Genomic DNA, 23823 nt, shown 5'->3' on the forward strand with positions numbered 1-23823 from the left:
ATTTGGGCATGACGCCACTTGCATTTTTAAATGTAAAATGTAAGTGGGTCGGGTTATCCGCTATATCTTTTGTGATTTTTAGGAATCACAAAAGGATGCCGCTGCTACCCCTCATGCAACGTATTTTTAATAGTTCATTTCAGTACATTCCCCTGCATTTCGACAAGCTCCATTTCGGAAAAAACACTTCAATACATCCTCTTGGACACAGACTTAAAATAAAAGGCGATAATAGTTCTAATTATTTTTGATTTTAAGCCAGAGTCCGCTGCCTCTACATCATCCACTTTAAAACTCACAAAAGAAGAAGATATTATATTTTGATTTTATCTAATATGAAAGCCAGAAATACCATTTTCTTAACGGTCATATCGGCAAAGTCTTCTCGTGACTTTGCACGCTCCGTCCTAAAAAGGCCATCTCTGTCAAGCATTTTAAGGGGTTTATAATGTTTGAGGCCTTTATTGGTTTTTGGTACAACAAAAACCAGGCATAGACTAAGGCGCTTCTAATATGAATTCCCATACCACCGCAGGTTTAACTTCCCGTACACCTACGCCGTTATGGTTTTCATAAGAAGGTCTAAGGCTATGGTGGAACTTGTAAAGACCAAGTGAATTTTATCAAAACTTAAGGTTTCTACTTCCTTGAAAACCTATCAGCCTCCCTGACGGCAGGTAGGTTTTACTACGTCGCAGACACTCCTGAACTTTTGATAAAAGTCTTTACAAAACCCACCTCAAACATGGAGCTCTTTTAGAGAGAAGTATACAAAGCACCCCTTAAAATTCGAATTGAATTAAAATCAAAACAAGGGGTATTTATTAATCTTTTAAATTTTTTATCATGAGTACAATTAAAAACAAAGTACAGTTAATTGGTAACGTAGGGCAAGAGCCAACGATGACCATTTTAGAAGACGGAAAAAAGTTAGCCCGTATTTCATTGGCTACGAATGAGTATTACAACAATGCCCAAGGCGAAAAGCAAACCAATACCAGTTGGCACAGTTTAGTAGCCTGGGGTAAAAAGGCGGACATTGTAGAAAAGTACGTGACTAAAGGCAAAGAAATTGCCATCGAAGGAAAACTAACCTCAAGAAGTTATGAGGATAAAGGCGGCGTTAAACGCTATATGACCGAAATTACAATTAGTGAAATTTTGCTACTTAGTAAATAGATGTAAAAAATAAGAGGGTGCTCCCTTTTAACTCAGCACCCTCTATTTATTTTAAAACTTCAAAAATTGAAGCTTATGAAAAGCAAAGTTAATGAAATACAAATATGTTATAAGGAGCAATTAAAAACTTCGGTAGTCATAACCAGTTCAAAAACGGCTAATGAGGTGATTTACGAACATTGGGATAAAAACACGATTGCCGTTTATGAGTCATTTAAAGTCGTGTTACTCAATAATGCTAATAAGGTTAAAGGTATTTATCAACTGTCTACAGGTGGTATGACTGGAACTTTAGTTGATATTCGATTGTTGTTCGCTATTGCATTAAAAACACTTGCAACCGGCTTGATTTTATGTCATAATCATCCAAGTTCAAAGCTTAAACCCAGTGAAATGGATAAGCAAATTACGGAGAAGATTATAAAAGCTTCAAAGTTATTAGATATTAAGGTACTGGATCACCTCATTATTACGCCAGACGGTGACTTTTTTAGTTTCGCGGACAATGGACTAATTTAAATTTAGAGTGATGATTTATTTGAATTATACGAACTTAAATGCTGAAACTCAAGAACGATTGATGCAAACCTCAAAAGCAGATGTTGAACGCCAATTTGGAAACTCCTTAAAAGCTTATGCTCTAAAACACCATTTGAATTATCAAACGGTTTTAGAAGAAGAAGCCATCCGACACCTTAATAGTTATACCTATGTGTTTAATATTTAAACATTAATTTTTAATACCATACTGAAAGACCTCAAATTTGGGGTCTTTTTTCTTTTCAATGGTTGAAGGTGGTTTTATGAAAAATGATATTCTAAAATGCGGTTTTTTTGAAATTCATACGTTTCAATGGCAAACCCAACCAATTGAAACTAAACCACGTTTTATGGTTTTATTGGAAACCCATAACTTTAATATAAACGAAAAGATTAAGAAAACTAATCGGATCGTTGGACTAATTTTTTGCCCCTCGCGGTGCAAAAAAGGAAGAGCAAGAGGGTAACACGCGCTGCGGTGTTTTGGTTTTATTAATACGTATAATTCGCTGATAATCAGTGGTTTGTATCAGTTTGAAATATTCTGATTTTCAGGGCATTGCAGCAAAACCTCTGAAAGCCCTAAAAAACCAGTTGTTTTTTGCAGCAAAATGAAGAAATTTTCAACATACGACTTTTCAGGAATCAATATCAAAAAGGATGTTGCAGAACGCTTTCGGACGTTTTCCAAAGGTGTTTCCAAATCCCATTCAGAGACTCTTGAATCTATGTTGAATTTTTTCAAATGGAATAATCTTCATCCTAATGATAATCTTGGTGTTAAAAAGGATGATACCAAAAAACGCATCAATGCTCTAATCGCCATTATTCGTAACATCGAAAAACAACAGACAAAACCCACTAAAGCCATGTTGGATGCCCTTTTTCAGGAAGTCACCCGAACAGAACATGAAGAGGTCGAAGAGGAGTCCTTTGATTTTGGAACACCAGAAACCTTAACAAGAGATGCCGAAATGGAACATTACAAAAGTCGATTTGAAGAGATGCAGCAACAACTTAGTGCTTATAAAAATGGATTAGAATTATTACTGGGCAGAATGCATCCTGTGAAAACAACCTTTGGTAAGGATTACCATAAGCTGGATATGAATAAGATTGAATTGGAAAACTTTAAAATGAACCTTCATCATGTACATCACCATCACCGCACAAAGCCTTAGTGGGAACTATGGGCAAAGTGCTTCCGCCTTTGTAGACTATCTCGAAAAAGAGAATGAAGGGAAACCCATGCCTGAAATAGAGTCTTTTTTTGATCAACATCACAATGAAATATCCCCAGAGAAAGTCATCAAGGAGATTGATGGTAATAAGGCTAAACTTAAAAAAACAGAGCCCAAATTTTACTCCATTACCCTCAATCCAAGTCAGAGGGAGCTTAAGGCAATTGGAGACTCTCCAGAAGCTTTAAAACAATACACCAGGGAAGTTATGAAATCTTACGCTAAAGCTTTTAACCGTGAAATTGATGGCAGACCTGTTCATGTAAATGATATTAAATATTACGCCAAAGTAGAACGACAACGCACTTTTAAAGGTTCAGATAAACAAATACAGGAAAACCAACCGTATGCCACTAAAATACTAGAATTGAAGCAGAAAATTAGAAGTATGCAACACGGAGAAACCATAGGGAATATCGATAAAATAAAAAAAGAAATAGAACGTTTGGAGCGGGAAGCGCCTCATCAAAGCAATGGCAAACGCATCGTTCGCGATATGTCTAAACCTGGACATCAAAGTCATATCCATATTATTGTGAGCCGTAAGGATGTGTCCAATCGTTATAGTCTGTCTCCAGGAAGCAAGTACAAAGCCTCTGTAGTAGAAATGAACGGCAAGCTGGTAAAACGAGGTTTTGATCGGGATCTGTTTTATACGAATGCCGAAAAAACATTTGATACGATGTTTAGCTACAAGCGTAATTATGTGGAATCCTACAAAGCACGAAAAACCTATTTAAAAGATCCTAAGCTTTATTTCTTAACGATAACAAGATTACCCTCTAGCGAAAAAGCCATAGCCTTTAATTTATTACAAAAAACAGGCGTGAATACCACCTTTTTAAGTATACCTACAAATAAGTTTCAGCTTACCTTAAAAGCTATCAACACCTTGAAAAAAGGGATTGGCAGAGCAATCGAATCGGGATCTATAGGTATATGAATTGGCAATTAGAGCATATCATTTTGTTTGTTGGTTGTCCAACCTTAATCATTGGAGCTTTGTTGTATGGATGGTTCTATGGTGAAAATAATGGATCAATTCATAAGAAATATAAGGTGCGATTCAAATTGAAAAACGGCAATTTTAAAATCGATAACATCCGAAGAGGGGCATCCGTTATTGGATCTGCAGGGAGTGGGAAAACCGAAAGTGTGGTCTATAATTTCCTGAAACATTTTAGTCAGAATGGCTTTTGTGGGGTGATTCATGATTATAAAGATTTTGAACTTACCGAAATGGCCTATCCGCTGTTTAGTGACATGAAAATGACTTTTTACACCATTGCCTTTGATCAAATCCATTATCGAGTGAATCCTATCGCACCACATTATCTACCCAACGAGGAAAGTGTTAATGAGGTGTCACGAGTCCTTATGGAAAACCTGATGGAACAAAACCTTTCTGAAAATAAGGGAAGCAACAAGTTTTTTTCAGATGCCGTGGAAGGCTTATTGAGTGGGATGATATGGAAAATGAAAACAGCATATCCTGAATTTTGTACGCTACCTCATGTCATTGCCTTGTTTCAAATTTTAAGTAATAAAAAATTGGTAGCCTTTTTGAAATCTGATTTTACTTCAAGAAGTATGGCTAGTGCTTTTATTAATGGCATAGATTCAGAGAAACAAACGGCAGGAGTTAAAAGTACCTTGGCGAATGCTTTCAAAAAGATAAGTTCCCAAAAACTGTTTTATGTGCTCTCTAAGGATGAGGTTCCGTTAGATATCAATAACCCTGAAACCCCAGCGATCATATCCTTGGTTAATAACCCGAAATACGACTCGGTGTATTCGCCAGTTATTGCCATGGTGATGCATACCATTATCAAACAGATGAGCTTAAGAGGTAAAGCCTCCTCTTTTTTACTAATGGAAGAGGCACCAACCTTAAAATTACCCAATATGCACCGAATTCCAGCGACACTGCGTAGTTATGATATTTGTACGGTCTATGTGATGCAGGATAAAGTGCAAAACGATTTACTATACGGAGAAAAAGCTAGTAAGGCTATTTTAAGTAATTTGTCCTATCAATTTTTTGGTAAAGTTAACGATCCCGATACAGCAAGGTATTACGAGAAGTTTTTTGAAATGATTAAGGTGCCCACAAAAAGTATTAGCAGTAGCAGTGGATTAAGTTTGGATAGTAGAATAACCAAAGGAGAGCGTGAGGTTTCTAAGCGTCGCGCTAGTATGTTTTTTAGTTTGAAACAAGGTGAATTTATTGCTTTTGCTGATGGGAAGGATAGGAGGCTGCGTTTTAGGTTGCAACTCATTTTAAAAGAGAAGCCTAAACAGGGATACCATTTATCTGCAGCCGACCTGGCAATACATTTTCAAAAAATTTATAGCGAGGTAAAGTTTATTTTTAAAGAAGAGGAGAGTTCGTTGTAATTAAGGTTTCAATATCAAATTTTTCATTGCTATAGAATAGCAATGAAAATTTTTATTTAATTATTATTGCGTAGTTAAGTGGCTTCATATATATTTGTAGTTAAATAACTTCATAATGAAATTAAGACGAGATATTTTTCAAGCAATTTCCGATCCAACAAGACGAGCAATATTGGTGCTACTTACTTCCCAATCCATGACAGCAGGAGCAATTGCTGAAAACTTTGATGCTGCAAGGCCTACTATTTCTAAACACATTCAAATTTTAAATGAATGCGACTTAGTTGATGCAAACCAACAAGGTCGAGAAATATACTACGAGTTAAAAGTTGAAAAAATGAAAGAAATCGATAAATGGTTAGAGCAATTTAGAGCCATTTGGGATAATAGATTTAACCAACTAGATAATTTATTAGAAACACTTAAAAACAAAAATAATGAAGAGTAATTTATTATTCAATTTTTCCGTGAATAAGGAAAATAAAACTATTAACATTCAGCGAGAGTTCAATGCTAATCTTGAATTGGTTTGGAAAGCTTGGACAGAACCAGAATTGTTAAACCAGTGGTGGGCACCAAAACCCTATCATATTGAAACTAAAACTTTAGATTTAGAAATTGGCGGAATGTGGCTTTATGCAATGGTAAGCCCTAATAACGAAAAGACCTGGTGCAAAGCTGATTATAAGGGGATTGAAATAAACAAGTTATTATCTTGGTTAGATGCTTTTTGTGACGAAAATGGGAATGAAAATACAATGAAACCACGCTCATTATGGACAAATATTTTTACAGAAAAAAATGACATTACATTAGTAGATGTTACCTTAAAACACGATAAACTAGAAGACATTGAAAAATTGATTGAAATGGGCTTTAAGGAAGGTTTCGGGATGGCACTTTTAAACTTAGACCAATTATTATTAACTAAAAATAAAAAACAATGAATAAACTACACTTTGACTTCTTGGTAAACAAGAAGGATAACACACTTACAATTGTGCGTGAATTTAACGCTGAAAGAGAACTTGTTTGGGATTGCTACACGAAAAGTGAATTATTAGAAAAGTGGTTTGCACCAAAACCATTGACGGCTAAAACAAAGACGATGGATTTTAAGGAAGGCGGCTATTGGTTATACGCTATGATAGAACCAAACGGAACTGAGCACTGGGGACGAACAGATTTCACAGAAATTAAACCTATTGATTATTATAAATCATTAGATGGGTTTTGTGATAAAAATGGAAATCTAAACCCAGCTTTGCCAAGAGCAAAATGGCATGTGAGTTTTTTAGATTTGAATGAAAAATCAAAAGTTGAGACCATTGTAACCTACAATTCTCTAAAAGATTTAGAAACTATAATAGAAATGGGAATGGAAGATGGACTTAAATCAACGTTAGTAAGATTGGATGAATTATTAATAAATCTAAAAAAATGAAAAAGAATAAAACCATATTTTGGATAGCAACTTCCATCATTTTTGCTTTAGAGGCCTTAATGCCATTGGCAACGCTTTTATTCGCACACGAATACTTTAACGCAGGAACCAAACCATTAGGATACCCTGATTATTTTGCTTATGCTTTAATTGTTTGTAAAGTGTTAGGAGCAACAGCAATAATGTTTCCAAAGCTTCCTGCAAAACTAAGGGAATGGGCTTATGCAGGTTTGACCTTCAATTTAATTTTTGCAGTCATAAGTCATGTAGTAGTAGACCAAGTTATTGCAAATATCATAATGCCTATTGTAGTAGGTGCAGTACTAGGAGTTTCTTACGTCTGTTCACAAAAAATCAAATTTAAAATGAAAACTCATTAATTATGGCATTCCAAACTTATATCAAGAACATCGAGGAGAAAACTGGCAAAACTGCTCAGGACTTCCAAAATTTTGCAGAAGAAAAAGCCTTTACTAAAAATGGAGAATTAGCTGTTAAGGCTACCGAAGTGACCAATTGGTTGAAAGAAGAGTTTGGGTTAGGCCATGGTCACGCCATGGCTATGTATGCCTATATAAAAGGGAAAAGAGAATAAACTACCATTCTAAAAATTATAATTAAATGAACAAGTTAACCGTCACCAAAACAGGTGCTATTGGATTTATTTTCCTGTTAATATTATTACATCTTATAAACACTTCAGTGAGTCCTGTATGGCAACCTATTAGCGAATATGCATTAGGAAATGCAGGTTGGTTAATGCAGATTGCATTCTTTTTACTTGGTATAAGTTTTTTAACCTTAGGCTTATACTTAATAAAATACGTATCCAAAATAGGTTCTAAAATTGGAGGAGCGTTGTTAGTAATAGCGTCTCTTGGTAATTTCTTAGCAGGCATTTTTAATACTGATCCTGTTGATACTTTACCTGAGCACATGACTATAAGTGGTCAAATTCATAACGCAGCAGCAGGATTATTAGGTTTTATGATTTTAGCTACGCTGTTTATTACTTATCAATTTAGAAAACAGGAACAGCTTATACCATTTAGAAAAAATATGTTTGTATTAACTATAATTCTTTGGGGTTTAGAGTTTGCTTTAATAATTGCTATGGGTGTTTATTTGAGTGAAACGAATGGTATAATTACACCAGAGACTCCAATTGGTTGGCTTGGTAGAATCGTTATCGTATTTTGTGCTATTTGGGTTTGGAGTTGTGCTCATTATCTCCAAAAATCTAATTTCAAAAATTAGCTCATATGAATACCATCAATCAATTCATGAAAGATAAAATTAAGGAAGAGTATCAACCTATTTTTACAAAGTTTAGGAGCTTGATTAAAGTAAAATTCCCAACACTAAAAGAAGAAATGCGAGGAGGAACCGAAAAATATTATGGTGTCCCAGTTTATAGACACAATAGAATTATCATCTCTGTGAGTCCTACCCTAAAAGGAATTACCTTTTCATTTACGGATGGTAAACAGTTTGAAGACAAGTATAAACTACTGGAAGGAGTCGGAAAAAAATCATTAAATTTAAGATTGAGTGACCCCAAAGATTATAAAGACGACATACTTGAGTATTACATTTTACAAGCTATGGAGTTGGATGAAAAATAATTCATATTTTTAAACAAAAAAAATAATGTCAGATTCCTTTTTTGAAAGTATTTATAACTATCCAAGTATTAAAAAAGAGGACTATGAAGTTATTATGGCCGCCCATACCAAAGTTGAGTTTTCAAAAAATGAAATCATACTTAATGAAGGTAAGATTAGCAACGAATATTTCCTAATTAAAAAAGGTTTGTTTCGTTCATTTGTTATCGGCTATAAAGGCAATGAGATTACCACCGATTTTTTTAGTCCTAATGATATTTTAATTGAAGTAGCTTCTTTATTTCTTCGTACACCTTCTAATGAATCTATACAAGCATTAACAGACTGTGAAGTTTATAAAATTAATTTCAGTGATTTTCAAAAGTTGTATAGTACTATAGAAGGATTTACAGAATGGGGTCGCAGCTGGATGTCTCAGCAGCTTTTTATGGCCAAACATCGCGCTGTTAATATGCATACGCAAAGTGCATCTGAAAGATATTTGGAGTTAATGACTCAGAAACCACAAATAATCAAAGAAGTTCCCTTAAAATACATTGCTACTTATTTAGGGATTACTGATACTTCTTTAAGTAGAATTAGGAAAGAAATATTATCACAAACGGAGAACTTGCCATAAGACAAGAATTTATAACTTTCCTTTTTTCACCTTTGTAAGACTAACATTTTTAATTAGATAAAAGATGAAAAAATTTAATCCTGTAGTGTGGTTCGAAATTTATGTAAATGACTTAGATAGAGCTGCAAAGTTTTACGAAAATATACTTCAAGTAACATTGGAAAATATGAGTGATCCAGCCAATGGGACTGTACAAATGAAATGTTTCCCTAGTGATATGGAAAATTATGGTGCAGCTGGTGCTTTGGTAAAAATGGAAGGGATAACTCCTTCTGTAAACGGAAGTCTCGTTTATTTTGGATGTGAGGATTGCCAAGTGTTGGAAGATAGAGCTATGGAAAATGGAGCTGAAATTATTCAAGCGAAAATGGGTATTGGAGAACATGGCTTTGTATCTATTGTTAAAGATACTGAAGGGAATTCTATTGGATTTCATTCCTTAAAATAAGGATGAATATATTATGGAAAGTATTGAACATATTAACTACATAAAAGCCCCTATTTCTAAAGTATATAATACACTTATTTCTGAAGACGGGTTAGGAAATATTTGGACCAAAAAACTCCAAGTAAAACCAGAAATTGGTTTTGTGAATGAGTTTGATTTTGGTGAGGGATATATTACGAAATTTAAGATTCTTGTACTTGTAAAAAACAGTAAAATAGTCTGGGAATGTATCGAATCTGATGAAGAATGGGTAGGGACTAAAGTATCATTTGAACTTACTGAAAAAGACAACAAAACAAAGGTTATCCTAAAGCACTTTAACTGGAGCGAACGAACCGACTTTTATCGTTGGTGTAACTACAACTGGGCAATGTTCTTATTTCGTTTAAAGAACTATTGCGAGTCTTAAAAGTCTAATTATGAATACAAAACAAATTTGGGCAAATCTAGGTGTAGAAAACATCGAGCGAACCAAAATTTTTTATCAATCATTGGGCTTTCAGTTAAATGGAAGTCCATCAAATGAGTTGGTCAGTTTCTTTTTTGGACCTGATAATTTTGTGATTCATTTCTTCAAAAAAGAAAAGCTGGAATCGAGTTTGGAAGGTAAAACATCAGACCTGAGCAAAGGCAATGAAGTGATGTTTTCTTTATCAGTTGAAAACAAGGAAGAATACAACCATTGGGTAACTGAAATAAAGAATGCTGGTGGTAAAATATTATTCGACTCGAACAAGGATAGAAAAGCTTTTTATGACAATAATGGCTTTTATGTTTGTGTTTTTACCGACCCAGATGGGCATAAGTTTAACCTATTGTATAATGAGAAAATGTAATATTAAAAACGATAAAAATGACTAGAATTATAGCTAGTCCCAATTGTGGGAATTCACCCAAAATGGAATTTTTAAAACAATTTAATATTGCTTTTGCCAAAGGAAATGTTGCCTTTTTAATTAAAAATGTAACAGAAGACATCGTTTGGAATATTATTGGCGACAAGAAAATTGAAGGAATAGAAGCATTTACGGAAGAATTAGAGAAAATACAATCTGTAAAAACTACTGAATTGATATTAGACCAAATCCTATCCCACGGCAAAGAAGGAGCGGCAAATGGTGTAATGACAATGGAAAACGGAAAGCAATATGCATTTTCTGATTTTTATCTGTTTCAGAGTGCTAAAGGAGAGAAATTAAAAGAAATAACATCATACTGCATAAAATTATAAAGATGAAAACTGTTTTTGACCCGAACATCAGACTACAGCTAATCAAACGAATTGAACAAATCAATGCAGACAATAAAGCTCAATGGGGTAAAATGAATGTTTACCAAATGATAAAACATTTGAATAAATGGAATCAATGGGTGTTAGGTATTGATAACAATATACCTTATAAACAAGACTTTCTTGGTAAACTTATTGGAAAAATGGTCTTAAAGGCCAACACCAAAAACGACAAACCAATGGGTAAAGGTGCACCAGCAGGTTCAAGCTTTACCATCAAAGAGAAAAGTGGAGATTTTGAGAAGCAAAAACAAAAATTGTTTGATTTAACTGAGCATTACGGGCGCTTTAACAACTCAGATTTTATTCACGGTTTTTTCGGTAAAATGACCAAAGAACAAATTGGAATTTTCGCTTTTAAGCATTATGATCATCATTTAAGACAGTTTGGAGTTTGACTTACATTCATTGTTTAGAAGTATAAATCGATTGAAGAAAATGAAAGTGAATCCCCAGATTAATACTACCTCTACCGCTGTTGAGATTTTCAAAACCAATGTCACGCATAATCAGTTAGCTAATAAAATAGTAGCTGACCTCAAGCAATTATATCCTGAGTATCGCATCAATTTTGATTTGGAAGATTGTGATAAGGTATTAAGGATTGTAAGCGATAATTCTATTCACATATCAAGAATCATAGATTATGGAAATAGCAATAATATTCAAATAGAACTTATCGATTAGTAACATAATATTAGGTCTACTAATATGTGTCTTTTTTTTGTTTAGCCTTTCTCAATTTCCTCACCTGCTTTTAGTAATTTAACCTAGAATTATTTGCGCAACTAAATAACTGCATTTATATTTGCAGTCAAATAACTGCGTAATGAAATTAAGAAGAGATGTTTTTCAAGCCATAGCCGACCCAACTAGACGAACAATCATCACATTGGTCGCGGCTAGTGCTATGACACCAAGTGCTATTGCCGAAAACTTTGACTATTCGAGACAAACAATTTCCAAACACATTCAAATTCTTACCGAATGTGAGTTGTTGAAACAGGAACAAAAGGGAAGAGAAATATACTATGAGCTTAACCCTAACGGAATGAAACAAATAGCTGATTTTATAGAGCCTTTTAGAAAAATGTGGGACGACCGATTTAATTCATTGGAAGCAATTATGAAGCAGCATCAATCAAATAATACATAAACTTATGGACCAAAAAACAAAAATCAATGCCCTAGAAGGTAAGCAAGAACTAACTATCACGAGAGAATTTGACCTTCCAGTTGAACTTGTTTACAAAGCCTATACCGAAGCAGAATTTGTAGCACAATGGATGGGAACAAAAGTGATAAAGCTTGAAAATAGAAATCACGGGGGCTACCAATTCGAGACTTCACACGAAGGCAATGTAATGTTTAAGGCAAACGGAACAATTCACAAAATCGTACCAAATCAAGAGATAGTAAGAACTTTTGAAATGGAAAATATGCCGATAGGTGTACAATTGGAGTTCTTGAATTTTGAAAAAGTTACAGAAAACAAAAGCAAGTTAACCATTCAGGTTATTTATAAATCTGAAGCACATCGTGCTGAGCAGTTAAAACTACCTTTTGCTTATGGCTTAAATATGGCTCACGATAAACTACAGGAAATTTTCAATAATCTAAAATAAAAAAATGCGAAAGATATCACTTTTTATAGCCTCCAGTTTAGACGGCTATATCGCAAAACCTAATGACGACCTTAGTTTTTTAAAACTTGTTGAAAAGGAAAGTGAAGACTATGGTTATGAAGAATTTATAGAAACCATTGATACTTTGATTATTGGTAGAAAAACCTATGATTATGTGCTTAAAGAAATTGGTTCATCTCATTATGACAATGGACAAAGAGATGTTTATGTCATTACAAGAACTCCAAGACCCAAGGTTGGGAGAACAACTTTTTACACGGGTAACTTGACTGATTTAGTCAAACGATTAAAATCTGAAAACGGAAAAAATATTTATTGTGATGGTGGTGCAGAAGTAATTAATGAACTACTAAAAAGCGACTTGATTGATGAGTTTATTATTTCGGTCGTTCCTGTTTTATTAGGAAATGGAACAAGATTATTTAAAGATGGACGTCCTGAGCAACTACTAGAATTTGTGAAAGTAAAAGTATTTGAAACTGGTTTAACTCAACTGAATTATAAAAGAAAAGAATAATATGAAAAAAAGAGATAAAATCATTTATTGGATAGCCACAGTTTGGCTTTCCTTAGGAATGTTATCAACAGGAATTGTACAATTGTTACAATTAGAAGAAAACATTCAAAGTATGGAACTACTAGGATATCCTATGTATTTGTTAAGTATTCTAGGTGTATGGAAAATTCTAGGAGTTATAGCAATACTCCTTCCGAAATTTTCACTATTAAAGGAATGGGCTTATGCAGGATTTTTCTTTGTAATGTCAGGAGCTATTGTTTCACATTTAGCAGTTGGAGATGAAACGGTAACACTTTTTGGGCCTACCTTACTTTTGGTTCTTACAATTGTATCTTGGTATTTTAGACCAGCAAGTAGAAAATTAGAAAAACTATAAATATGGCAGATTTAAAACCTAAAACAGTTGATGAGTTTATTGATATTTCACCACAAGAATCTCAAGAAGTAATGATTAAGCTGAAAAAGCTAATTGAAGCTACTGAACCAAATGCAGAAAGTGGTATTAGTTGGAATGTGCCCATCTATAAATACAACGGAATTCTTGCTGGATTTTCCTTGGCTAAAAAACACGTCAGTTTTGGCATAGATTCATTAACCGAAGAGATGCGTAAAATATTGGAAGAAAAGGGATATAAAACAGGAAAGAAAACCATTCAAATAAAGTTTGACCAAATTATTCCTTCAGAAGAACTGATAAGCTTGGTAAAAGAGCAAGCTAAATTAAACGAAATTTAAATGGAAAAAGTTGACCAATATATCGAAAAGATAAAAAATTGGAAAGAAGAAACCATTCTCCTGAGAGAAATCTGTTTAGAATGTGGCCTCGAAGAAGATTTTAAATGGATGCATCCATGCTATACATTTCAAGGTAAAAACATTGTACTTATTCACGGATTTAAAGAGTATTGTGCCTTGTTATTTCATAAAGGAGCATTACTGAACGATACTAACAACCTTTTAATTCAACAAACCGAAAACGTCCAGTCAGCACGTCAAATTCGATTCATAAACGAACAGGAGATTATTGACTTAAAAGCAGTTATCAAAGCTTATGTTTTTGAAGCCATAGAGGTCGAAAAGGCAGGATTGGAAGTAAAAATGAAAAAGACTTCTGAGTATGAAATTCCTCATGAACTTGAAGAAACATTTAAAAACAATCCCGAATTAGAGATAGCATTTTTTAACTTAACCGCAGGGAGACAAAAAGGGTATTTACTCTATTTCTCACAAGCCAAGCAATCTAAAACACGAATATTAAGAATTGATAAAGCAAAACCGAAAATTTTTGAGGGAAAAGGACATAACGAAATATAAAATGCTAATTCTCATGCACATGCACATTGGTTGTTAGAAAAAAAACAGCCACTATCTGCTTCGGAAATTTAACAATACTATGGAAACCGTATAAGAAGTAGAATGCGAAAACTATTTAATTTAATCCCTTTATAACAATACTTCAAAAGACAAACGCAGGTAATTTAATCCTATAAATTAATGTATTTTTTCTATCAATAAGTACACATCACCTTATTTTAACCATCATAACTTTTAGGTGTTAGGACTTTATTTAAATAATTAACATATATTTGTTCATGTTAAATAAGTGTTCACGAATAATGAACATTTTTAAATAATGAACATAGAAAGGAAATACAATGAAAGAAATAGAGATACTAAATAAAGCAATTCATAATTTAGAAAAGGATATTCCAATAACATGGAATTGGGAGCCTGTGAATGATAATAAAGACATAGGCGTTGATGGAAAATTAAACCTCACAATTAACAATCAAAAAATCACAATGCTGGTTGAAGTTAAAAAAGATGTTAAAAACCATCAATTGTTTAATATCATAGATTATAATAATAGATTCAAAAACTTCTTATTAGTAGCAGAAAAACTATATCCGAAAGTAAAGAAAGAACTTCGAGAAAATCAAGTAAATTATTTAGAAGAAAATGGAAATGTGTACATCAATAAAGACGGTTTTTTTATTTTTATAGATACTCATAAAACAACAAAAACTCAAAAAGAAAAAGGAAATAGAGCATTTACCAAAACAGGGCTAAAAGTAATATTTCATTTCATATTAGATCCTCAATTAATCAACCAAACACAACGAGAGATAGTAGAAATAACCAAGGTAGCATTAGGTAATATTCCTTTAATCATAAATGGGTTATTGGAAACCAACCTCATCTTAAAATTAAACAAAAAAGAATATATAATAAATGATAATGAAGAGCTGATGCATAAGTGGATGACAGATTTTGAGCAAACGTTAAAACCTACGCTTTTTAAACAACGCTTTAGATTTCAAAACAAGAACCAAGATTGGAGAACGTTACAATTCAAAACCGATAAAACAGTTTGGGGTGGCGAACCAGCTGGAGATATCATAACTGATCATCTAAGACCAGAAAAATTCACCATTTACACAAAAGAAACTACAAAAGATTTGATGTTGCAATACAAATTATTACCTGACGATAATGGAGATATCTGGGCCTATGATATGTTTTGGGCTGCAAATTTTAATAAAAATAATAACAACACAGCACCAAAACAATTGGTTTATATAGATTTAATGAATACTGATGATAAAAGGTGTAAAGAAACTGCAAAACTAATTTTTGATGAACACATCCAACCAAACATATAAAGAACTCGCTATCCCTTACTTCAAAGAAGTTTTTGATTGTATTGATGAGGTCATGATAAAACTAAAAGTGCCTTATTATCTCATTGGAGCAAGTGCCATAGCCTTAGAATTATTAAAAGACGGAATTAAACCTAGCAGAGGTACAAAAGATATTGACTTTGCAATTATGATTTCTTCTATTCAAGAATTTGAAACCATAGTTGAAGAGCTTAGCAATTACGGATTTAATAAAGTAGAGGCTCCATGGACAATGTATCACGATAAATTTAATATTGTTATAGATCTATTACCATTTGGAGAAATTGAAGAAAAATTCACAGTAAACTTCAATGAGCGCTATACCGATTTGCATGTTTTAGGTTTTAGCGAAGTATTACAACTTCCGGAAACTGTTCAAATAGAAGAAAAATCAATACAAATTCCTTCCTTACCAGGAATGGTCATTTTAAAGCTAATCGCTTGGAGCGATAGGCCTGAAGAACGTGATAGTAATTTGTATGATATTTTAAGAATTATAGAACACTATTTCAATTTGAATTTTAATGAAATAGTAGAGCATCATAACGATACTTTTCCAGAAGAAGGAGATTTAGACCAACTCAAAATTGCAGCAAGGGTATTAGGTAGAAACGCAAGTACGTTTTTAAATGTTTCTGAAGCAATCAATGAAAGAATTCTAACAACGATAAATGCCAATGTTGCTAATGTTGAAAATTCAGCAATAGCTAAACAATGGATTCGAAATAAAGATTGGGATTTAGAATATGCTGTTGAGATTTTGGAAGAGTTAAAAAAAGGGTTGTTGGAATAAATAAAGATAATATCGATGCCTTTTGTGTAGATATTTTCTAAAAACATTGATTTAATTAGATGGCTGTTTCTGGGCAATTATGATTCTTTTGTTAATTCAATATTCACTATTTCTAAATCATCTCTTAAGCGTTTTAATCCATATCTTAATATTTTATTAGCTTTTGGTTTGCAACATTTTTTAAATTTATTAGCGTTACAAATAGGACATTTATCATTATTCCCTATTTTAAGCTTACCAATTGCTGCTTGAATTATTTTTTGAGTGAATGTTAAATCTTTTGTTTTTAGTTCCTCTGAATAGAATTGTAATATTCCTTTTTCGTGATGCTCAAATTCGCCATTTGCGTATTTACCAGTTCTTAATTTATGCTGATGATTTGTGAAAAAGGGATAAATGAATTCTTGATAAAATTGGGTAAAATTAATACCTCTTCGTTCTGCCACTAGTAATTTATGTGGAATTGCCAAACAACAAATCCCTTCTTCAGAAATGTGATAATCCCAATTACGTTCAATTTTTGTGCTAATTTCTTTAACTGCAGGAGTAACGTTAGGGTAATTACTAACAGGAATTGCAATTTGAACTTTATAGTTAGCGCTCCAAATGTCTCCATTAACATCGACTATGCTGATATATCCTTCTATAAGAACACATCCATTTCTATTATAGTCGATAACCCTAAACTTATAATATCTATTAATAAATTCATTAACATCTTTTTTTAATATCGAATTCATCTAAAATTAAGATAAGGCTTGTTAATTTTTGCAATTGGCACTAGGTTAATTGGGTCATTAGATATAGAATAATCTCCAATGTTTAATAAAATATCTCCATTTAAATTTTGTGCAGCAAAATCATTATCAACAAGATATCTTTCCCAATTAAAATCATAATGATTATAAAATCTACCATCCTCATAATCCCATATTGGTTTAGATTTTTGATTAAAATACTTATCGGAAGATGATAGTTGATTTAAAATGTGCTGTCCTACAACAATACCATTACTAGTAGCTGTAGCTTGCATTTTGGGAGCAAGACTAGTATGCAAACTACAAGTAGTAACTTCTCCTGAATCTCCTAACCCAGAATACATCCATAACACTTGGTTATTATGTCCTAAATCTATACCGGTTCTAGTATAAATATCTCTGATGCTGTTTAATTCAAAGTATTCCTTAAGGTCATTTTTAACAAAATAAGAAATCATTGAAAAGGCTTTTAATGCATCTTTAGTGGCTTGGCCTTTTTCAATATTTTTTCCACCAAAATAAACCATTAAACCATCGCCTTGTATTCTGTGAACATAACCCCCGCACAAATTGACGGCAAATATGGATGCTTTAACTATGCCTTCAGTAATTAAGGCAACTGTTGCTAATGTAAATCGATTATGTAGTTGTGTACTTTTTTGTACATCTACAAAAGCCGAAATAATCCAATGCTTTTCTGTATTTCTAGAGCTTTTTAAATGTGCAAAATCTGGATGGTTTCCAAGTCTGGGAAGACTAGTAATTGAAGGTGTTCCAAGCCCTTTGGCTAATTGGACTGATTCATTTAGTTTTTCTAGATTAGGAAGCTCACTTCTGAGTTTTTGAATGTAACTTAGGTCGTAGTCTTCATCTGGCATATTGCTAAAAAATCTATTAGTATACTTTGGGTCTCTATCGACCGCTTTTTTTATGACTTCTAAATAAGGGTTGAAAATATTCATGATAATGAGGGAGTTATAAATTAATTAATATGATTATTAGTATTATAAATAATAAAAGAAATTGAGCTACAAGAAATATTCCTGTTAACTTTAGCCATGTAAATTTCTTGGTTAATCCATCTGCAAGAATATAAGTTTGAGACCTTAAGTCTTGTAATTCATCTTTATCTGTATAATTTTTTGATGTTTTGTTGAATTCAGATTGTTTCATCCTTGAAATTGCTCCAAAATAATAGAGTGAATCTGGCTTTTTTGAAAAAAGAGGAATACTGGCTATAGACAATAGAATCAAACTAGAAATTCCAATAAATAATAAAAGTGCAATACTAAATTTTCCAAGTCTTGACATTTCACAAACAATATCTGTTTGAGTTAATAAAACAATAATACCTCCAGTTATAAAAGTGTTTATAGCAATATAAACAGCAGATTTATTATTAACGCTATCAAAATAATGGTCAAATCTATCTATGGTATATTTTAGTCTATCTTTTTCCATTGTTACTTGAAATTAGTTTTAATCTCACTAGACCAGAAGCTATCAAAAAACCATTTGTAACTTGATTACTAGATTCTTTTCCAAATTGAACCCAATTAGCAAAATGTTCACAATTAAATCCAAGAAAACTGTATTTATACCCAAGTTTTTGCTTTGCTCTTATAATTGCCTTCTGTATTTCAAAATGACTACCAGTAAATCTTCTTATATTGATTGGTTTATATTTTTTGAGTAGCTCCATCAATTCAAAATTAGACACTTGTTTTACACATCCTTTCATATTTCCAATAAAAACACCACTGCCTAAATAAACAATGTAATGGATTAAAAAGCGTTCTAATCCACTTCTCATTTTGGCTACGATTACATCTACTGGATGTAAGTCATTAATAAGCATTAAATAATTTGTCATACTTAAATATTTATTTCTCTTTTCTAACACCTTTAAACGGTGTTTTGCTAGAGGTTTTGCCATCCATAAATTGTCCTGTTTCAGTATCACGTTTTACCCAAATATCTGTTTTAGGGTTTCTTACTTGTGAGCGTCCCTTAACTGCTCCGTGTCTGCGGTTATCTCCGCTTTTTCCATTTGTTGCCATTTTTTAATAATTTTTTATTTAATTTAACTTCTTTTAATAGTATACATTTTTGCATACTACAACTATATGAGTTAAGTGTGACAAAGAATATTTTGTCACTAATAATACATATAATAACATACTATATGGATATCGAATTTCATTTACTAACAATATCAGAAAAAGAAGCGCATCCTAATGAAGCCAAAGTCTCTTTTGAGAAAATTTATAATACCTATAGGGTATTTCTTTATAATGTTATAATCAAAACTGTTGAATATAAATCTCATAAAGTAGAATTTTCAAAAACTATTCTTAATGAAGTGTTTCAACATATATGGATTAATTCATTGGATTGGACATTTGACCCCAAAAAGCATAAATCGATGGATTCTGCTTTTAAGGCCTATATAAGCACTATAGCATATTACAAGAAGCTAGAATTTTTAAGAAAGAATAAACTATATCTACATAATGAAACTAATATAATAGATGATGAAAATAATGATTGGCTTTTTGATTTAACAAATGAAGAATATGAAGTTTTGGATAATGACTTATCCAACAGAAATAATATAATAGAAAAAGTACTACTTACCCTAGATGAAAAGAAAAGAGACATAGTACGTGTGTACTTTCAACAGTATATAGAAGGCAAAAAGATGCGTCCAGAAAACATATTGTATATGACACAAATGTTTGACACTACTTGGGATAATATCCGTCAAATAATTTCAAGAGTTAAAAAAGAGATTAAGACGTTAATAGATAAGGAAGTTAAAATTTAAAAAAATGGCAATTAACGATAAAAAAGATATTGGTAAATTATTGAGTAAATATGGCTATTCAATTCCTATGTCAGAAGAAGAAGTTTTGTCTTTTGAAGAAAAATTTAAAAACGATTACGAATTGCCTCATAATTGGAGCTCTATTGATAAAATAATAACCAATAAGGCTTCTGATACAGAATTAGTGAATTTCAATGATGATAAAGAGAATAATTCTATATATCCACTCTCTATGGCAGCAAGAGAAGGAAAAAAAATAACTGAGGAAATAAGAAAAAAAATGAACAAGGATAAAAGGGATGCACAAAATTGATTTTCTATCGGATTATGACACTGTTGCACTTAATGAGTTGGCAAGTGATATTTCCGATTTTTACTTTCCAAATAGCCAAATAGACCCAATCCTAATTGCCCAAAAAAAATCTATTACATATAGTTTTGGAAATTATTCCGATGCTTTTGATGGATTATTAGAATGTGAAAATAAAAAGTTTCACATTTATATTAATATTGACCGTTTAGAGCATGCCTATTCTGAAAGGGCTCGTTTTACTTTTGGTCATGAATTAGGTCATTATTTCATTGATGACCATAGAAATTCTTTAGCTAAAGGTTTGTCTCCTAGTCATTGTTCCTTTACTGGTTTTCAAAGTAGAAATAGAGCAGAAAGGCAAGCGGATTTTTTTTCCTCATGTTTATTAATGCCAGAATCTAGGTTTCGCAAATATTGCTATAAGAAGAAGTTTGAATTTAGAATAATTCAAGAATTAGCTAAAAAATTTGGAACAAGTATTTCTGCTGCATCATTAAGATTTTGTTCTATTGGCTCGCATCCAATAATGGTAGTTTATGCTCACGATAACATAATAAAATGGTATTGGTCTTCAAATGATTTTCCTTTTAAATATTTAAAGTATGGAAAAGACAAATTACCAGAAGACACGGTCGCAGGAGAATATTTTAGCGTGGGTAAAAAATTTAATACCACACAACAAGTTTTCGCAATGGATTGGTTTAACATCTGGAAAGATAGTCAAGTAGAAAAGCCTTTTTATGAACATTGTCTAATGAATGGTAAACATACTTTAAGTATAATTTGGGAAGATTAATTCCCCACAAAGACCAAAACCCAGTTTTCTCGTTCCTCAAAATCCTCTGTATTTTGGTTTGTTGCCCGTGCCACACGTCTATAGCGTTTAAATTGCCATACTGTAGCACATTACAGCTTGTTTCATTAGTGCCTCATTGCACAACTTTAAAGAGCTGCCCCATGCAAAAAGCTAATAAATTAAACGCTATCCCAAAGCTAAATTACATAACGGGTACTTATTAGTGTAGTATATTTTTTGACATATTTCATCTTTAGGCATAAGACAAAGGAAATTATTCCTTAGTGAAGTGTTCGGAGTCAAAAAACTCTTTTAAGGTAATATTTATCATTTTACAGAAACGATTTATTGTATGAATCGAGACTCCTCTTTCGTCAGTAGTACTTTCCCATCGACTAACTATTTGTCTATCGATATCATGGCTTTCTGAAAATTTTTTTTGATTAGGGTTGACTTTTACCCTAAGATCCTTAATTCTTTGGGCTACTTTATCATTAAATGCAATTTCTTCTGGTCGTAATTTAGCCATATTGCAATTTTGATATTCTTTGAATAAATCATGTAATCCATTTGGCTGACAAAATATTATTTCTTTATATTTGTAATTGAATACATATATTTGCGATTCTTCTTAATAGAAAATATTTGAAGCTTTCGCTTTGAGTCTCAACTTGAAAACTGGTAATTTTTGCAACGAGATGATAAGTAGAATGGCTCACGTCTTAGGGCGTGGGCTCTCTTATCGTTGCAGGGTATACCAGTGCCTCAGGTTGGTAAGTTGAGTTCCACGCCTATTTTTTTGTATATATTTTGAATTAGGATCGGTGCTCATCATATTTACAAGGAATCCTTATTTCCTTTTAAAATCCAACGGAGCATGTTCAACTGCAAAGCATATCCCAACAGTTTGACAGGGTTCAAATCACTTTTTGAAACTCTTTACCCATCCTTGTGTTTATTTGCTAGTAAGTACCTTCAGGATATGGATGCATCTAAAGATATTGTACAAGAGGTGTTTGTGAAAGTTTGGGAAAAGCCACCGCAACTTAAAAATCAAAATGCCATAAAGGCTTATTTGTATACCATGGTGAAAAATCACTGTTTAAACTATTTGAAAAGTAACCATGTTAAACAGATAAATAAATCCAGTCCAATAACAGAGTTCAGTTTGAAAACCGAGGCCAATGTACTAGCTGAAATAACCACTGTAGAAATCTATTCTGAATTATACAGAGCCATCGAATGCTTACCTAAAAAAACAGCCAAGGTTATTCAATTAACCTTGAAGGACTACACCACCAAAGAAATAGCCGAAGAGTTGTCTATAACTCAAAGTACAGTGCGCACTCAAAAGAATAGAGCCTATATAAAGTTAAAAGGCATATTGAGTCACTTAAATCAAATTTTCTTAATTTTTTAATCCGTTTTGTAGACGCTTCACACATGTTGATTGTCATAGAGGTATAAGTATAATTTCTATGACGATTTACGATCACATATTTTCATTAGCTAAGAAAACAGCAAAAGCTTTATCAAAAGGAGAAGAACCAGTCGATCTTCACGCTTCTAATGTATTTGATGAAGAAAATAAAGAACATTTGCTCGAAGCTTTAAGAGAGGAAGCAGTTGAATATAACGTAAAGCAACTTCAATCCATAGATACTCAAAAGGACTGGGAAAAAGTTGCATTAAGGCTTAAACATAAAAGAAAACCACTATTAGCACCTTTTTACAAGGTAGCTGCTATTGTTTTTGTTTTAATTTCTGTTGGGTTTGTAGCACATATTATTTTAAATAAAAAAGAACACACGGAGTTAGAAAGTCCCCAAATTATTGCAGGTACCGATAAGGCTATATTGACTCTTGAGGATGGTTCTCAAGTTGCACTTCAAAAAGGAATTCCTTTCCAAAATGAGTTAGTCACCAGCAACGGAGAGCGTTTAGATTATGAAAGAGGACAAACCAAATTTAACACAGCATTTAATTATTTGACTGTGCCAAGAGGCGGTAAGTATCAAATAGCCTTATCAGATGGTACCGAGGTGTGGTTAAATGCAGCCACAAAACTTAAATACCCTGTAGCGTTTAAGCCGGGAGAGACTCGCGTGGTTGAACTTTTATATGGTGAAGCTTATTTTGATGTGTCGCCAAGTACAAAGCATCAAGGAAGCAGGTTTAAGGTGGCTACCAAAGGTCAGGAAGTAGTCGTGCTTGGAACGGAATTTAATATTAAAGCTTATGAAGGTGAAAATCAAGTCTTCACAACCTTAGTTGAAGGTAAGGTTGATGTCAAGGTCAATGAACATTCAGAATCATTAAGCCCAGGAGAACAAACTGTCATGCATGTTTTGTCTAGAGAGGTCATTAAAAAAACAGTAGATATAAAATACGATATAGCCTGGGTAAAAGGATATTTTAATTTTAAAGATAAACCACTAAAAGAGATTATGAAAGTGCTCTCAAGATGGTATGATGTTGAAATTTATTTTGAATCAAATGATTTAGAGCAAGTCAAATTTAGTGGGTTACTAAATAGAAATCAGCATATAGAAGATATTTTAAACGGAATACAAAACACAAACATTATTAATGCCTATGAGATAAAAAACAAGATGATAACAATTAAGTAAAAGAAAGGGAATAAAGCTGCTACCTGGACAGTACAAAGCTAAATTCCCTATACACTAATCGGTTTTTTAACCAAC

The 23823-nt window shown here is 32.6% G+C and carries 39 protein-coding genes; 33 read left to right on the forward strand and 6 right to left on the reverse strand.

What is annotated here, in order from left to right:
- The first annotated feature begins 846 nt into the window (after positions 1 to 846).
- The 28 genes from H6X70_RS04440 to H6X70_RS04575 all read left to right on the forward strand — a co-directional run bounded on the left by H6X70_RS04440 (position 847) and on the right by H6X70_RS04575 (position 16424).
- Entirely contained in the window at positions 847 to 1179 is a 333-nt protein-coding gene (locus H6X70_RS04440; RefSeq protein WP_067151944.1) for a single-stranded DNA-binding protein, read from the forward strand.
- 75 nt (positions 1180 to 1254) lie between these two features.
- Positions 1255 to 1698, forward strand: a complete 444-nt coding sequence (locus H6X70_RS04445) for a RadC family protein (protein ID WP_194766468.1) — start codon at positions 1255 to 1257, stop codon at positions 1696 to 1698.
- Positions 1699 to 1708: 10 nt separating this feature from the next.
- A complete protein-coding gene (locus H6X70_RS04450; RefSeq protein ID WP_194766469.1) occupies positions 1709 to 1906 on the forward strand; it encodes a hypothetical protein in 198 nt (65 codons plus the stop codon).
- A 424-nt stretch (positions 1907 to 2330) separates the two neighbouring features.
- Complete coding sequence (locus H6X70_RS04455) at positions 2331 to 2900, forward strand: BfmA/BtgA family mobilization protein (RefSeq protein WP_194766470.1); 570 nt, start codon at positions 2331 to 2333, stop codon at positions 2898 to 2900.
- Positions 2869 to 3903 (forward strand): MobB family relaxase, encoded by a 1035-nt coding sequence (mobB, locus tag H6X70_RS04460; protein ID WP_194766471.1) that lies wholly within the window; start codon positions 2869 to 2871, stop codon positions 3901 to 3903. The genes H6X70_RS04455 and mobB overlap by 32 nt, the downstream gene beginning before the upstream one ends.
- Positions 3900 to 5357 (forward strand): type IV secretory system conjugative DNA transfer family protein, encoded by a 1458-nt coding sequence (locus H6X70_RS04465; RefSeq protein WP_194766472.1) that lies wholly within the window; start codon positions 3900 to 3902, stop codon positions 5355 to 5357. Before mobB ends, H6X70_RS04465 begins: the two co-directional genes overlap by 4 nt.
- Before the next feature lie 115 nt (positions 5358 to 5472).
- Positions 5473 to 5805 (forward strand): metalloregulator ArsR/SmtB family transcription factor, encoded by a 333-nt coding sequence (locus H6X70_RS04470; protein ID WP_194766473.1) that lies wholly within the window; start codon positions 5473 to 5475, stop codon positions 5803 to 5805.
- Positions 5795 to 6304 carry an SRPBCC domain-containing protein gene (locus tag H6X70_RS04475; protein ID WP_194766474.1) on the forward strand — a complete coding sequence of 170 codons (510 nt, stop codon included), beginning with the start codon at positions 5795 to 5797 and terminating at the stop codon, positions 6302 to 6304. The genes H6X70_RS04470 and H6X70_RS04475 overlap by 11 nt, the downstream gene beginning before the upstream one ends.
- On the forward strand, positions 6301 to 6801 hold the full coding sequence (locus H6X70_RS04480) for an SRPBCC domain-containing protein (RefSeq protein ID WP_194766475.1): 501 nt from the start codon (positions 6301 to 6303) through the stop codon (positions 6799 to 6801). Before H6X70_RS04475 ends, H6X70_RS04480 begins: the two co-directional genes overlap by 4 nt.
- Entirely contained in the window at positions 6798 to 7181 is a 384-nt protein-coding gene (locus tag H6X70_RS04485; protein ID WP_067151411.1) for a DoxX family protein, read from the forward strand. The genes H6X70_RS04480 and H6X70_RS04485 overlap by 4 nt, the downstream gene beginning before the upstream one ends.
- A gap of 2 nt (positions 7182 to 7183) precedes the next feature.
- Positions 7184 to 7396, forward strand: a complete 213-nt coding sequence (locus H6X70_RS04490) for a DUF4287 domain-containing protein (protein WP_194766476.1) — start codon at positions 7184 to 7186, stop codon at positions 7394 to 7396.
- Positions 7397 to 7422: 26 nt separating this feature from the next.
- Positions 7423 to 8058: a DUF998 domain-containing protein gene (locus tag H6X70_RS04495; protein WP_194766477.1), complete on the forward strand. Its 636-nt coding sequence runs from the start codon at positions 7423 to 7425 to the stop codon at positions 8056 to 8058.
- Positions 8059 to 8063: 5 nt separating this feature from the next.
- Positions 8064 to 8426, forward strand: coding sequence for a DUF1801 domain-containing protein (locus H6X70_RS04500; RefSeq protein WP_194766478.1), 363 nt, complete (start codon positions 8064 to 8066; stop codon positions 8424 to 8426).
- A 25-nt stretch (positions 8427 to 8451) separates the two neighbouring features.
- Positions 8452 to 9045, forward strand: coding sequence for a Crp/Fnr family transcriptional regulator (locus H6X70_RS04505; RefSeq protein ID WP_194766479.1), 594 nt, complete (start codon positions 8452 to 8454; stop codon positions 9043 to 9045).
- 64 nt (positions 9046 to 9109) lie between these two features.
- The gene (locus H6X70_RS04510; RefSeq protein ID WP_194766480.1) at positions 9110 to 9493 is read left to right on the forward strand and encodes a VOC family protein; all 384 of its coding nucleotides are present in this window, start codon (positions 9110 to 9112) and stop codon (positions 9491 to 9493) included.
- A gap of 13 nt (positions 9494 to 9506) precedes the next feature.
- Positions 9507 to 9902, forward strand: coding sequence for an SRPBCC family protein (locus H6X70_RS04515; RefSeq protein ID WP_194766481.1), 396 nt, complete (start codon positions 9507 to 9509; stop codon positions 9900 to 9902).
- Positions 9903 to 9912: 10 nt separating this feature from the next.
- Entirely contained in the window at positions 9913 to 10329 is a 417-nt protein-coding gene (locus H6X70_RS04520) for a VOC family protein (RefSeq protein ID WP_194766482.1), read from the forward strand.
- 17 nt (positions 10330 to 10346) lie between these two features.
- On the forward strand, positions 10347 to 10724 hold the full coding sequence (locus H6X70_RS04525; protein WP_194766483.1) for a nuclear transport factor 2 family protein: 378 nt from the start codon (positions 10347 to 10349) through the stop codon (positions 10722 to 10724).
- Between the two features lie 2 nt (positions 10725 to 10726).
- On the forward strand, positions 10727 to 11182 hold the full coding sequence (locus H6X70_RS04530) for a DUF1569 domain-containing protein (protein WP_194766484.1): 456 nt from the start codon (positions 10727 to 10729) through the stop codon (positions 11180 to 11182).
- Between the two features lie 40 nt (positions 11183 to 11222).
- Positions 11223 to 11471: a hypothetical protein gene (locus H6X70_RS04535; RefSeq protein WP_194766485.1), complete on the forward strand. Its 249-nt coding sequence runs from the start codon at positions 11223 to 11225 to the stop codon at positions 11469 to 11471.
- A gap of 142 nt (positions 11472 to 11613) precedes the next feature.
- Positions 11614 to 11940 (forward strand): ArsR/SmtB family transcription factor, encoded by a 327-nt coding sequence (locus H6X70_RS04540; protein WP_067151495.1) that lies wholly within the window; start codon positions 11614 to 11616, stop codon positions 11938 to 11940.
- 4 nt (positions 11941 to 11944) lie between these two features.
- Positions 11945 to 12409 carry an SRPBCC domain-containing protein gene (locus tag H6X70_RS04545; RefSeq protein ID WP_194766486.1) on the forward strand — a complete coding sequence of 155 codons (465 nt, stop codon included), beginning with the start codon at positions 11945 to 11947 and terminating at the stop codon, positions 12407 to 12409.
- 4 nt (positions 12410 to 12413) lie between these two features.
- Positions 12414 to 12947, forward strand: coding sequence for a dihydrofolate reductase family protein (locus H6X70_RS04550; protein ID WP_194766487.1), 534 nt, complete (start codon positions 12414 to 12416; stop codon positions 12945 to 12947).
- A 1-nt stretch (position 12948) separates the two neighbouring features.
- The gene (locus tag H6X70_RS04555; RefSeq protein WP_194766488.1) at positions 12949 to 13326 is read left to right on the forward strand and encodes a DoxX family protein; all 378 of its coding nucleotides are present in this window, start codon (positions 12949 to 12951) and stop codon (positions 13324 to 13326) included.
- A gap of 2 nt (positions 13327 to 13328) precedes the next feature.
- Positions 13329 to 13685, forward strand: a complete 357-nt coding sequence (locus tag H6X70_RS04560) for an iron chaperone (protein ID WP_194766489.1) — start codon at positions 13329 to 13331, stop codon at positions 13683 to 13685.
- Positions 13686 to 14264 carry a YdeI/OmpD-associated family protein gene (locus H6X70_RS04565; protein ID WP_194766490.1) on the forward strand — a complete coding sequence of 193 codons (579 nt, stop codon included), beginning with the start codon at positions 13686 to 13688 and terminating at the stop codon, positions 14262 to 14264. It begins immediately after the preceding gene.
- 341 nt (positions 14265 to 14605) lie between these two features.
- Positions 14606 to 15613: a type IV toxin-antitoxin system AbiEi family antitoxin gene (locus tag H6X70_RS04570; RefSeq protein ID WP_194766491.1), complete on the forward strand. Its 1008-nt coding sequence runs from the start codon at positions 14606 to 14608 to the stop codon at positions 15611 to 15613.
- The gene (locus tag H6X70_RS04575; RefSeq protein WP_194766492.1) at positions 15588 to 16424 is read left to right on the forward strand and encodes a nucleotidyl transferase AbiEii/AbiGii toxin family protein; all 837 of its coding nucleotides are present in this window, start codon (positions 15588 to 15590) and stop codon (positions 16422 to 16424) included. The genes H6X70_RS04570 and H6X70_RS04575 overlap by 26 nt, the downstream gene beginning before the upstream one ends.
- A 77-nt stretch (positions 16425 to 16501) precedes the next feature.
- Here the strand turns inward: H6X70_RS04575 and H6X70_RS04580 are convergent, their stop codons facing one another.
- The 5 genes from H6X70_RS04580 to H6X70_RS04600 are packed head-to-tail and all read right to left on the reverse strand — an operon-like array spanning position 16502 to position 19242.
- A complete protein-coding gene (locus tag H6X70_RS04580) occupies positions 16502 to 17164 on the reverse strand; it encodes a hypothetical protein (protein ID WP_194766493.1) in 663 nt (220 codons plus the stop codon).
- Positions 17161 to 18144, reverse strand: a complete 984-nt coding sequence (locus tag H6X70_RS04585) for an adenylate/guanylate cyclase domain-containing protein (protein WP_194766494.1) — start codon at positions 18142 to 18144, stop codon at positions 17161 to 17163. The genes H6X70_RS04580 and H6X70_RS04585 overlap by 4 nt, the downstream gene beginning before the upstream one ends.
- 13 nt (positions 18145 to 18157) lie before the next feature.
- On the reverse strand, positions 18158 to 18643 hold the full coding sequence (locus H6X70_RS04590; RefSeq protein ID WP_194766495.1) for a Pycsar system effector family protein: 486 nt from the start codon (positions 18641 to 18643) through the stop codon (positions 18158 to 18160).
- Positions 18630 to 19118, reverse strand: a complete 489-nt coding sequence (locus H6X70_RS04595; protein WP_194766496.1) for a lecithin retinol acyltransferase family protein — start codon at positions 19116 to 19118, stop codon at positions 18630 to 18632. Before H6X70_RS04595 ends, H6X70_RS04590 begins: the two co-directional genes overlap by 14 nt.
- Complete coding sequence (locus tag H6X70_RS04600) at positions 19066 to 19242, reverse strand: hypothetical protein (RefSeq protein ID WP_194766497.1); 177 nt, start codon at positions 19240 to 19242, stop codon at positions 19066 to 19068. The genes H6X70_RS04595 and H6X70_RS04600 overlap by 53 nt, the downstream gene beginning before the upstream one ends.
- A gap of 125 nt (positions 19243 to 19367) precedes the next feature.
- On the opposite strand from H6X70_RS04600, the gene H6X70_RS04605 reads away from it, so the two are divergent.
- The 3 genes from H6X70_RS04605 to H6X70_RS04615 are packed head-to-tail and all read left to right on the forward strand — an operon-like array spanning position 19368 to position 21118.
- Positions 19368 to 20009, forward strand: coding sequence for an RNA polymerase sigma factor (locus tag H6X70_RS04605; RefSeq protein WP_194766498.1), 642 nt, complete (start codon positions 19368 to 19370; stop codon positions 20007 to 20009).
- Between the two features lie 4 nt (positions 20010 to 20013).
- On the forward strand, positions 20014 to 20322 hold the full coding sequence (locus H6X70_RS04610; protein WP_194766499.1) for a hypothetical protein: 309 nt from the start codon (positions 20014 to 20016) through the stop codon (positions 20320 to 20322).
- Positions 20309 to 21118, forward strand: coding sequence for an ImmA/IrrE family metallo-endopeptidase (locus H6X70_RS04615; RefSeq protein ID WP_194766500.1), 810 nt, complete (start codon positions 20309 to 20311; stop codon positions 21116 to 21118). The genes H6X70_RS04610 and H6X70_RS04615 overlap by 14 nt, the downstream gene beginning before the upstream one ends.
- A 274-nt stretch (positions 21119 to 21392) precedes the next feature.
- Here the strand turns inward: H6X70_RS04615 and H6X70_RS04620 are convergent, their stop codons facing one another.
- Positions 21393 to 21647 carry a helix-turn-helix domain-containing protein gene (locus tag H6X70_RS04620; protein ID WP_194766501.1) on the reverse strand — a complete coding sequence of 85 codons (255 nt, stop codon included), beginning with the start codon at positions 21645 to 21647 and terminating at the stop codon, positions 21393 to 21395.
- Positions 21648 to 21995: 348 nt separating this feature from the next.
- On the opposite strand from H6X70_RS04620, the gene H6X70_RS04625 reads away from it, so the two are divergent.
- Both H6X70_RS04625 and H6X70_RS04630 read left to right on the forward strand, forming a co-directional pair.
- Positions 21996 to 22538 (forward strand): RNA polymerase sigma-70 factor, encoded by a 543-nt coding sequence (locus tag H6X70_RS04625; protein WP_194766502.1) that lies wholly within the window; start codon positions 21996 to 21998, stop codon positions 22536 to 22538.
- A gap of 58 nt (positions 22539 to 22596) precedes the next feature.
- Complete coding sequence (locus tag H6X70_RS04630; protein WP_194766503.1) at positions 22597 to 23748, forward strand: FecR family protein; 1152 nt, start codon at positions 22597 to 22599, stop codon at positions 23746 to 23748.
- The last annotated feature ends 75 nt before the right edge of the window (positions 23749 to 23823 follow it).

The organism is Tamlana sp. I1 (genome assembly GCF_015355625.1).
GTDB lineage: Bacteria > Bacteroidota > Bacteroidia > Flavobacteriales > Flavobacteriaceae > Pseudotamlana.

Bases quoted from the DNA above. Each gene is read 5' to 3' on its own strand.
- H6X70_RS04530 (WP_194766484.1), top strand. From the start codon at position 10,727: ATGAAAACTGTTTTTGACCCGAACATCAGACTACAGCTAATCAAACGA.
- H6X70_RS04595 (WP_194766496.1), bottom strand. From the start codon at position 19,118: ATGGCAAAACCTCTAGCAAAACACCGTTTAAAGGTGTTAGAAAAGAGA.
- H6X70_RS04465 (WP_194766472.1), top strand. From the start codon at position 3,900: ATGAATTGGCAATTAGAGCATATCATTTTGTTTGTTGGTTGTCCAACC.
- H6X70_RS04505 (WP_194766479.1), top strand. From the start codon at position 8,452: ATGTCAGATTCCTTTTTTGAAAGTATTTATAACTATCCAAGTATTAAA.
- H6X70_RS04470 (WP_194766473.1), top strand. From the start codon at position 5,473: ATGAAATTAAGACGAGATATTTTTCAAGCAATTTCCGATCCAACAAGA.
- H6X70_RS04485 (WP_067151411.1), top strand. From the start codon at position 6,798: ATGAAAAAGAATAAAACCATATTTTGGATAGCAACTTCCATCATTTTT.
- H6X70_RS04475 (WP_194766474.1), top strand. From the start codon at position 5,795: ATGAAGAGTAATTTATTATTCAATTTTTCCGTGAATAAGGAAAATAAA.
- H6X70_RS04585 (WP_194766494.1), bottom strand. From the start codon at position 18,144: ATGAATATTTTCAACCCTTATTTAGAAGTCATAAAAAAAGCGGTCGAT.
- H6X70_RS04580 (WP_194766493.1), bottom strand. From the start codon at position 17,164: ATGAATTCGATATTAAAAAAAGATGTTAATGAATTTATTAATAGATAT.
- H6X70_RS04535 (WP_194766485.1), top strand. From the start codon at position 11,223: ATGAAAGTGAATCCCCAGATTAATACTACCTCTACCGCTGTTGAGATT.
- mobB (WP_194766471.1), top strand. From the start codon at position 2,869: ATGTACATCACCATCACCGCACAAAGCCTTAGTGGGAACTATGGGCAA.
- H6X70_RS04625 (WP_194766502.1), top strand. From the start codon at position 21,996: ATGTTCAACTGCAAAGCATATCCCAACAGTTTGACAGGGTTCAAATCA.
- H6X70_RS04615 (WP_194766500.1), top strand. From the start codon at position 20,309: ATGCACAAAATTGATTTTCTATCGGATTATGACACTGTTGCACTTAAT.
- H6X70_RS04510 (WP_194766480.1), top strand. From the start codon at position 9,110: ATGAAAAAATTTAATCCTGTAGTGTGGTTCGAAATTTATGTAAATGAC.
- H6X70_RS04550 (WP_194766487.1), top strand. From the start codon at position 12,414: ATGCGAAAGATATCACTTTTTATAGCCTCCAGTTTAGACGGCTATATC.
- H6X70_RS04525 (WP_194766483.1), top strand. From the start codon at position 10,347: ATGACTAGAATTATAGCTAGTCCCAATTGTGGGAATTCACCCAAAATG.
- H6X70_RS04560 (WP_194766489.1), top strand. From the start codon at position 13,329: ATGGCAGATTTAAAACCTAAAACAGTTGATGAGTTTATTGATATTTCA.
- H6X70_RS04565 (WP_194766490.1), top strand. From the start codon at position 13,686: ATGGAAAAAGTTGACCAATATATCGAAAAGATAAAAAATTGGAAAGAA.
- H6X70_RS04545 (WP_194766486.1), top strand. From the start codon at position 11,945: ATGGACCAAAAAACAAAAATCAATGCCCTAGAAGGTAAGCAAGAACTA.
- H6X70_RS04480 (WP_194766475.1), top strand. From the start codon at position 6,301: ATGAATAAACTACACTTTGACTTCTTGGTAAACAAGAAGGATAACACA.
- H6X70_RS04445 (WP_194766468.1), top strand. From the start codon at position 1,255: ATGAAAAGCAAAGTTAATGAAATACAAATATGTTATAAGGAGCAATTA.
- H6X70_RS04605 (WP_194766498.1), top strand. From the start codon at position 19,368: ATGGATATCGAATTTCATTTACTAACAATATCAGAAAAAGAAGCGCAT.
- H6X70_RS04515 (WP_194766481.1), top strand. From the start codon at position 9,507: ATGGAAAGTATTGAACATATTAACTACATAAAAGCCCCTATTTCTAAA.
- H6X70_RS04455 (WP_194766470.1), top strand. From the start codon at position 2,331: ATGAAGAAATTTTCAACATACGACTTTTCAGGAATCAATATCAAAAAG.
- H6X70_RS04500 (WP_194766478.1), top strand. From the start codon at position 8,064: ATGAATACCATCAATCAATTCATGAAAGATAAAATTAAGGAAGAGTAT.
- H6X70_RS04610 (WP_194766499.1), top strand. From the start codon at position 20,014: ATGGCAATTAACGATAAAAAAGATATTGGTAAATTATTGAGTAAATAT.
- H6X70_RS04495 (WP_194766477.1), top strand. From the start codon at position 7,423: ATGAACAAGTTAACCGTCACCAAAACAGGTGCTATTGGATTTATTTTC.
- H6X70_RS04575 (WP_194766492.1), top strand. From the start codon at position 15,588: ATGAACACATCCAACCAAACATATAAAGAACTCGCTATCCCTTACTTC.
- H6X70_RS04520 (WP_194766482.1), top strand. From the start codon at position 9,913: ATGAATACAAAACAAATTTGGGCAAATCTAGGTGTAGAAAACATCGAG.
- H6X70_RS04600 (WP_194766497.1), bottom strand. From the start codon at position 19,242: ATGGCAACAAATGGAAAAAGCGGAGATAACCGCAGACACGGAGCAGTT.
- H6X70_RS04570 (WP_194766491.1), top strand. From the start codon at position 14,606: ATGAAAGAAATAGAGATACTAAATAAAGCAATTCATAATTTAGAAAAG.
- H6X70_RS04590 (WP_194766495.1), bottom strand. From the start codon at position 18,643: ATGGAAAAAGATAGACTAAAATATACCATAGATAGATTTGACCATTAT.
- H6X70_RS04490 (WP_194766476.1), top strand. From the start codon at position 7,184: ATGGCATTCCAAACTTATATCAAGAACATCGAGGAGAAAACTGGCAAA.
- H6X70_RS04555 (WP_194766488.1), top strand. From the start codon at position 12,949: ATGAAAAAAAGAGATAAAATCATTTATTGGATAGCCACAGTTTGGCTT.
- H6X70_RS04620 (WP_194766501.1), bottom strand. From the start codon at position 21,647: ATGGCTAAATTACGACCAGAAGAAATTGCATTTAATGATAAAGTAGCC.
- H6X70_RS04450 (WP_194766469.1), top strand. From the start codon at position 1,709: ATGATTTATTTGAATTATACGAACTTAAATGCTGAAACTCAAGAACGA.
- H6X70_RS04630 (WP_194766503.1), top strand. From the start codon at position 22,597: ATGACGATTTACGATCACATATTTTCATTAGCTAAGAAAACAGCAAAA.
- H6X70_RS04540 (WP_067151495.1), top strand. From the start codon at position 11,614: ATGAAATTAAGAAGAGATGTTTTTCAAGCCATAGCCGACCCAACTAGA.
- H6X70_RS04440 (WP_067151944.1), top strand. From the start codon at position 847: ATGAGTACAATTAAAAACAAAGTACAGTTAATTGGTAACGTAGGGCAA.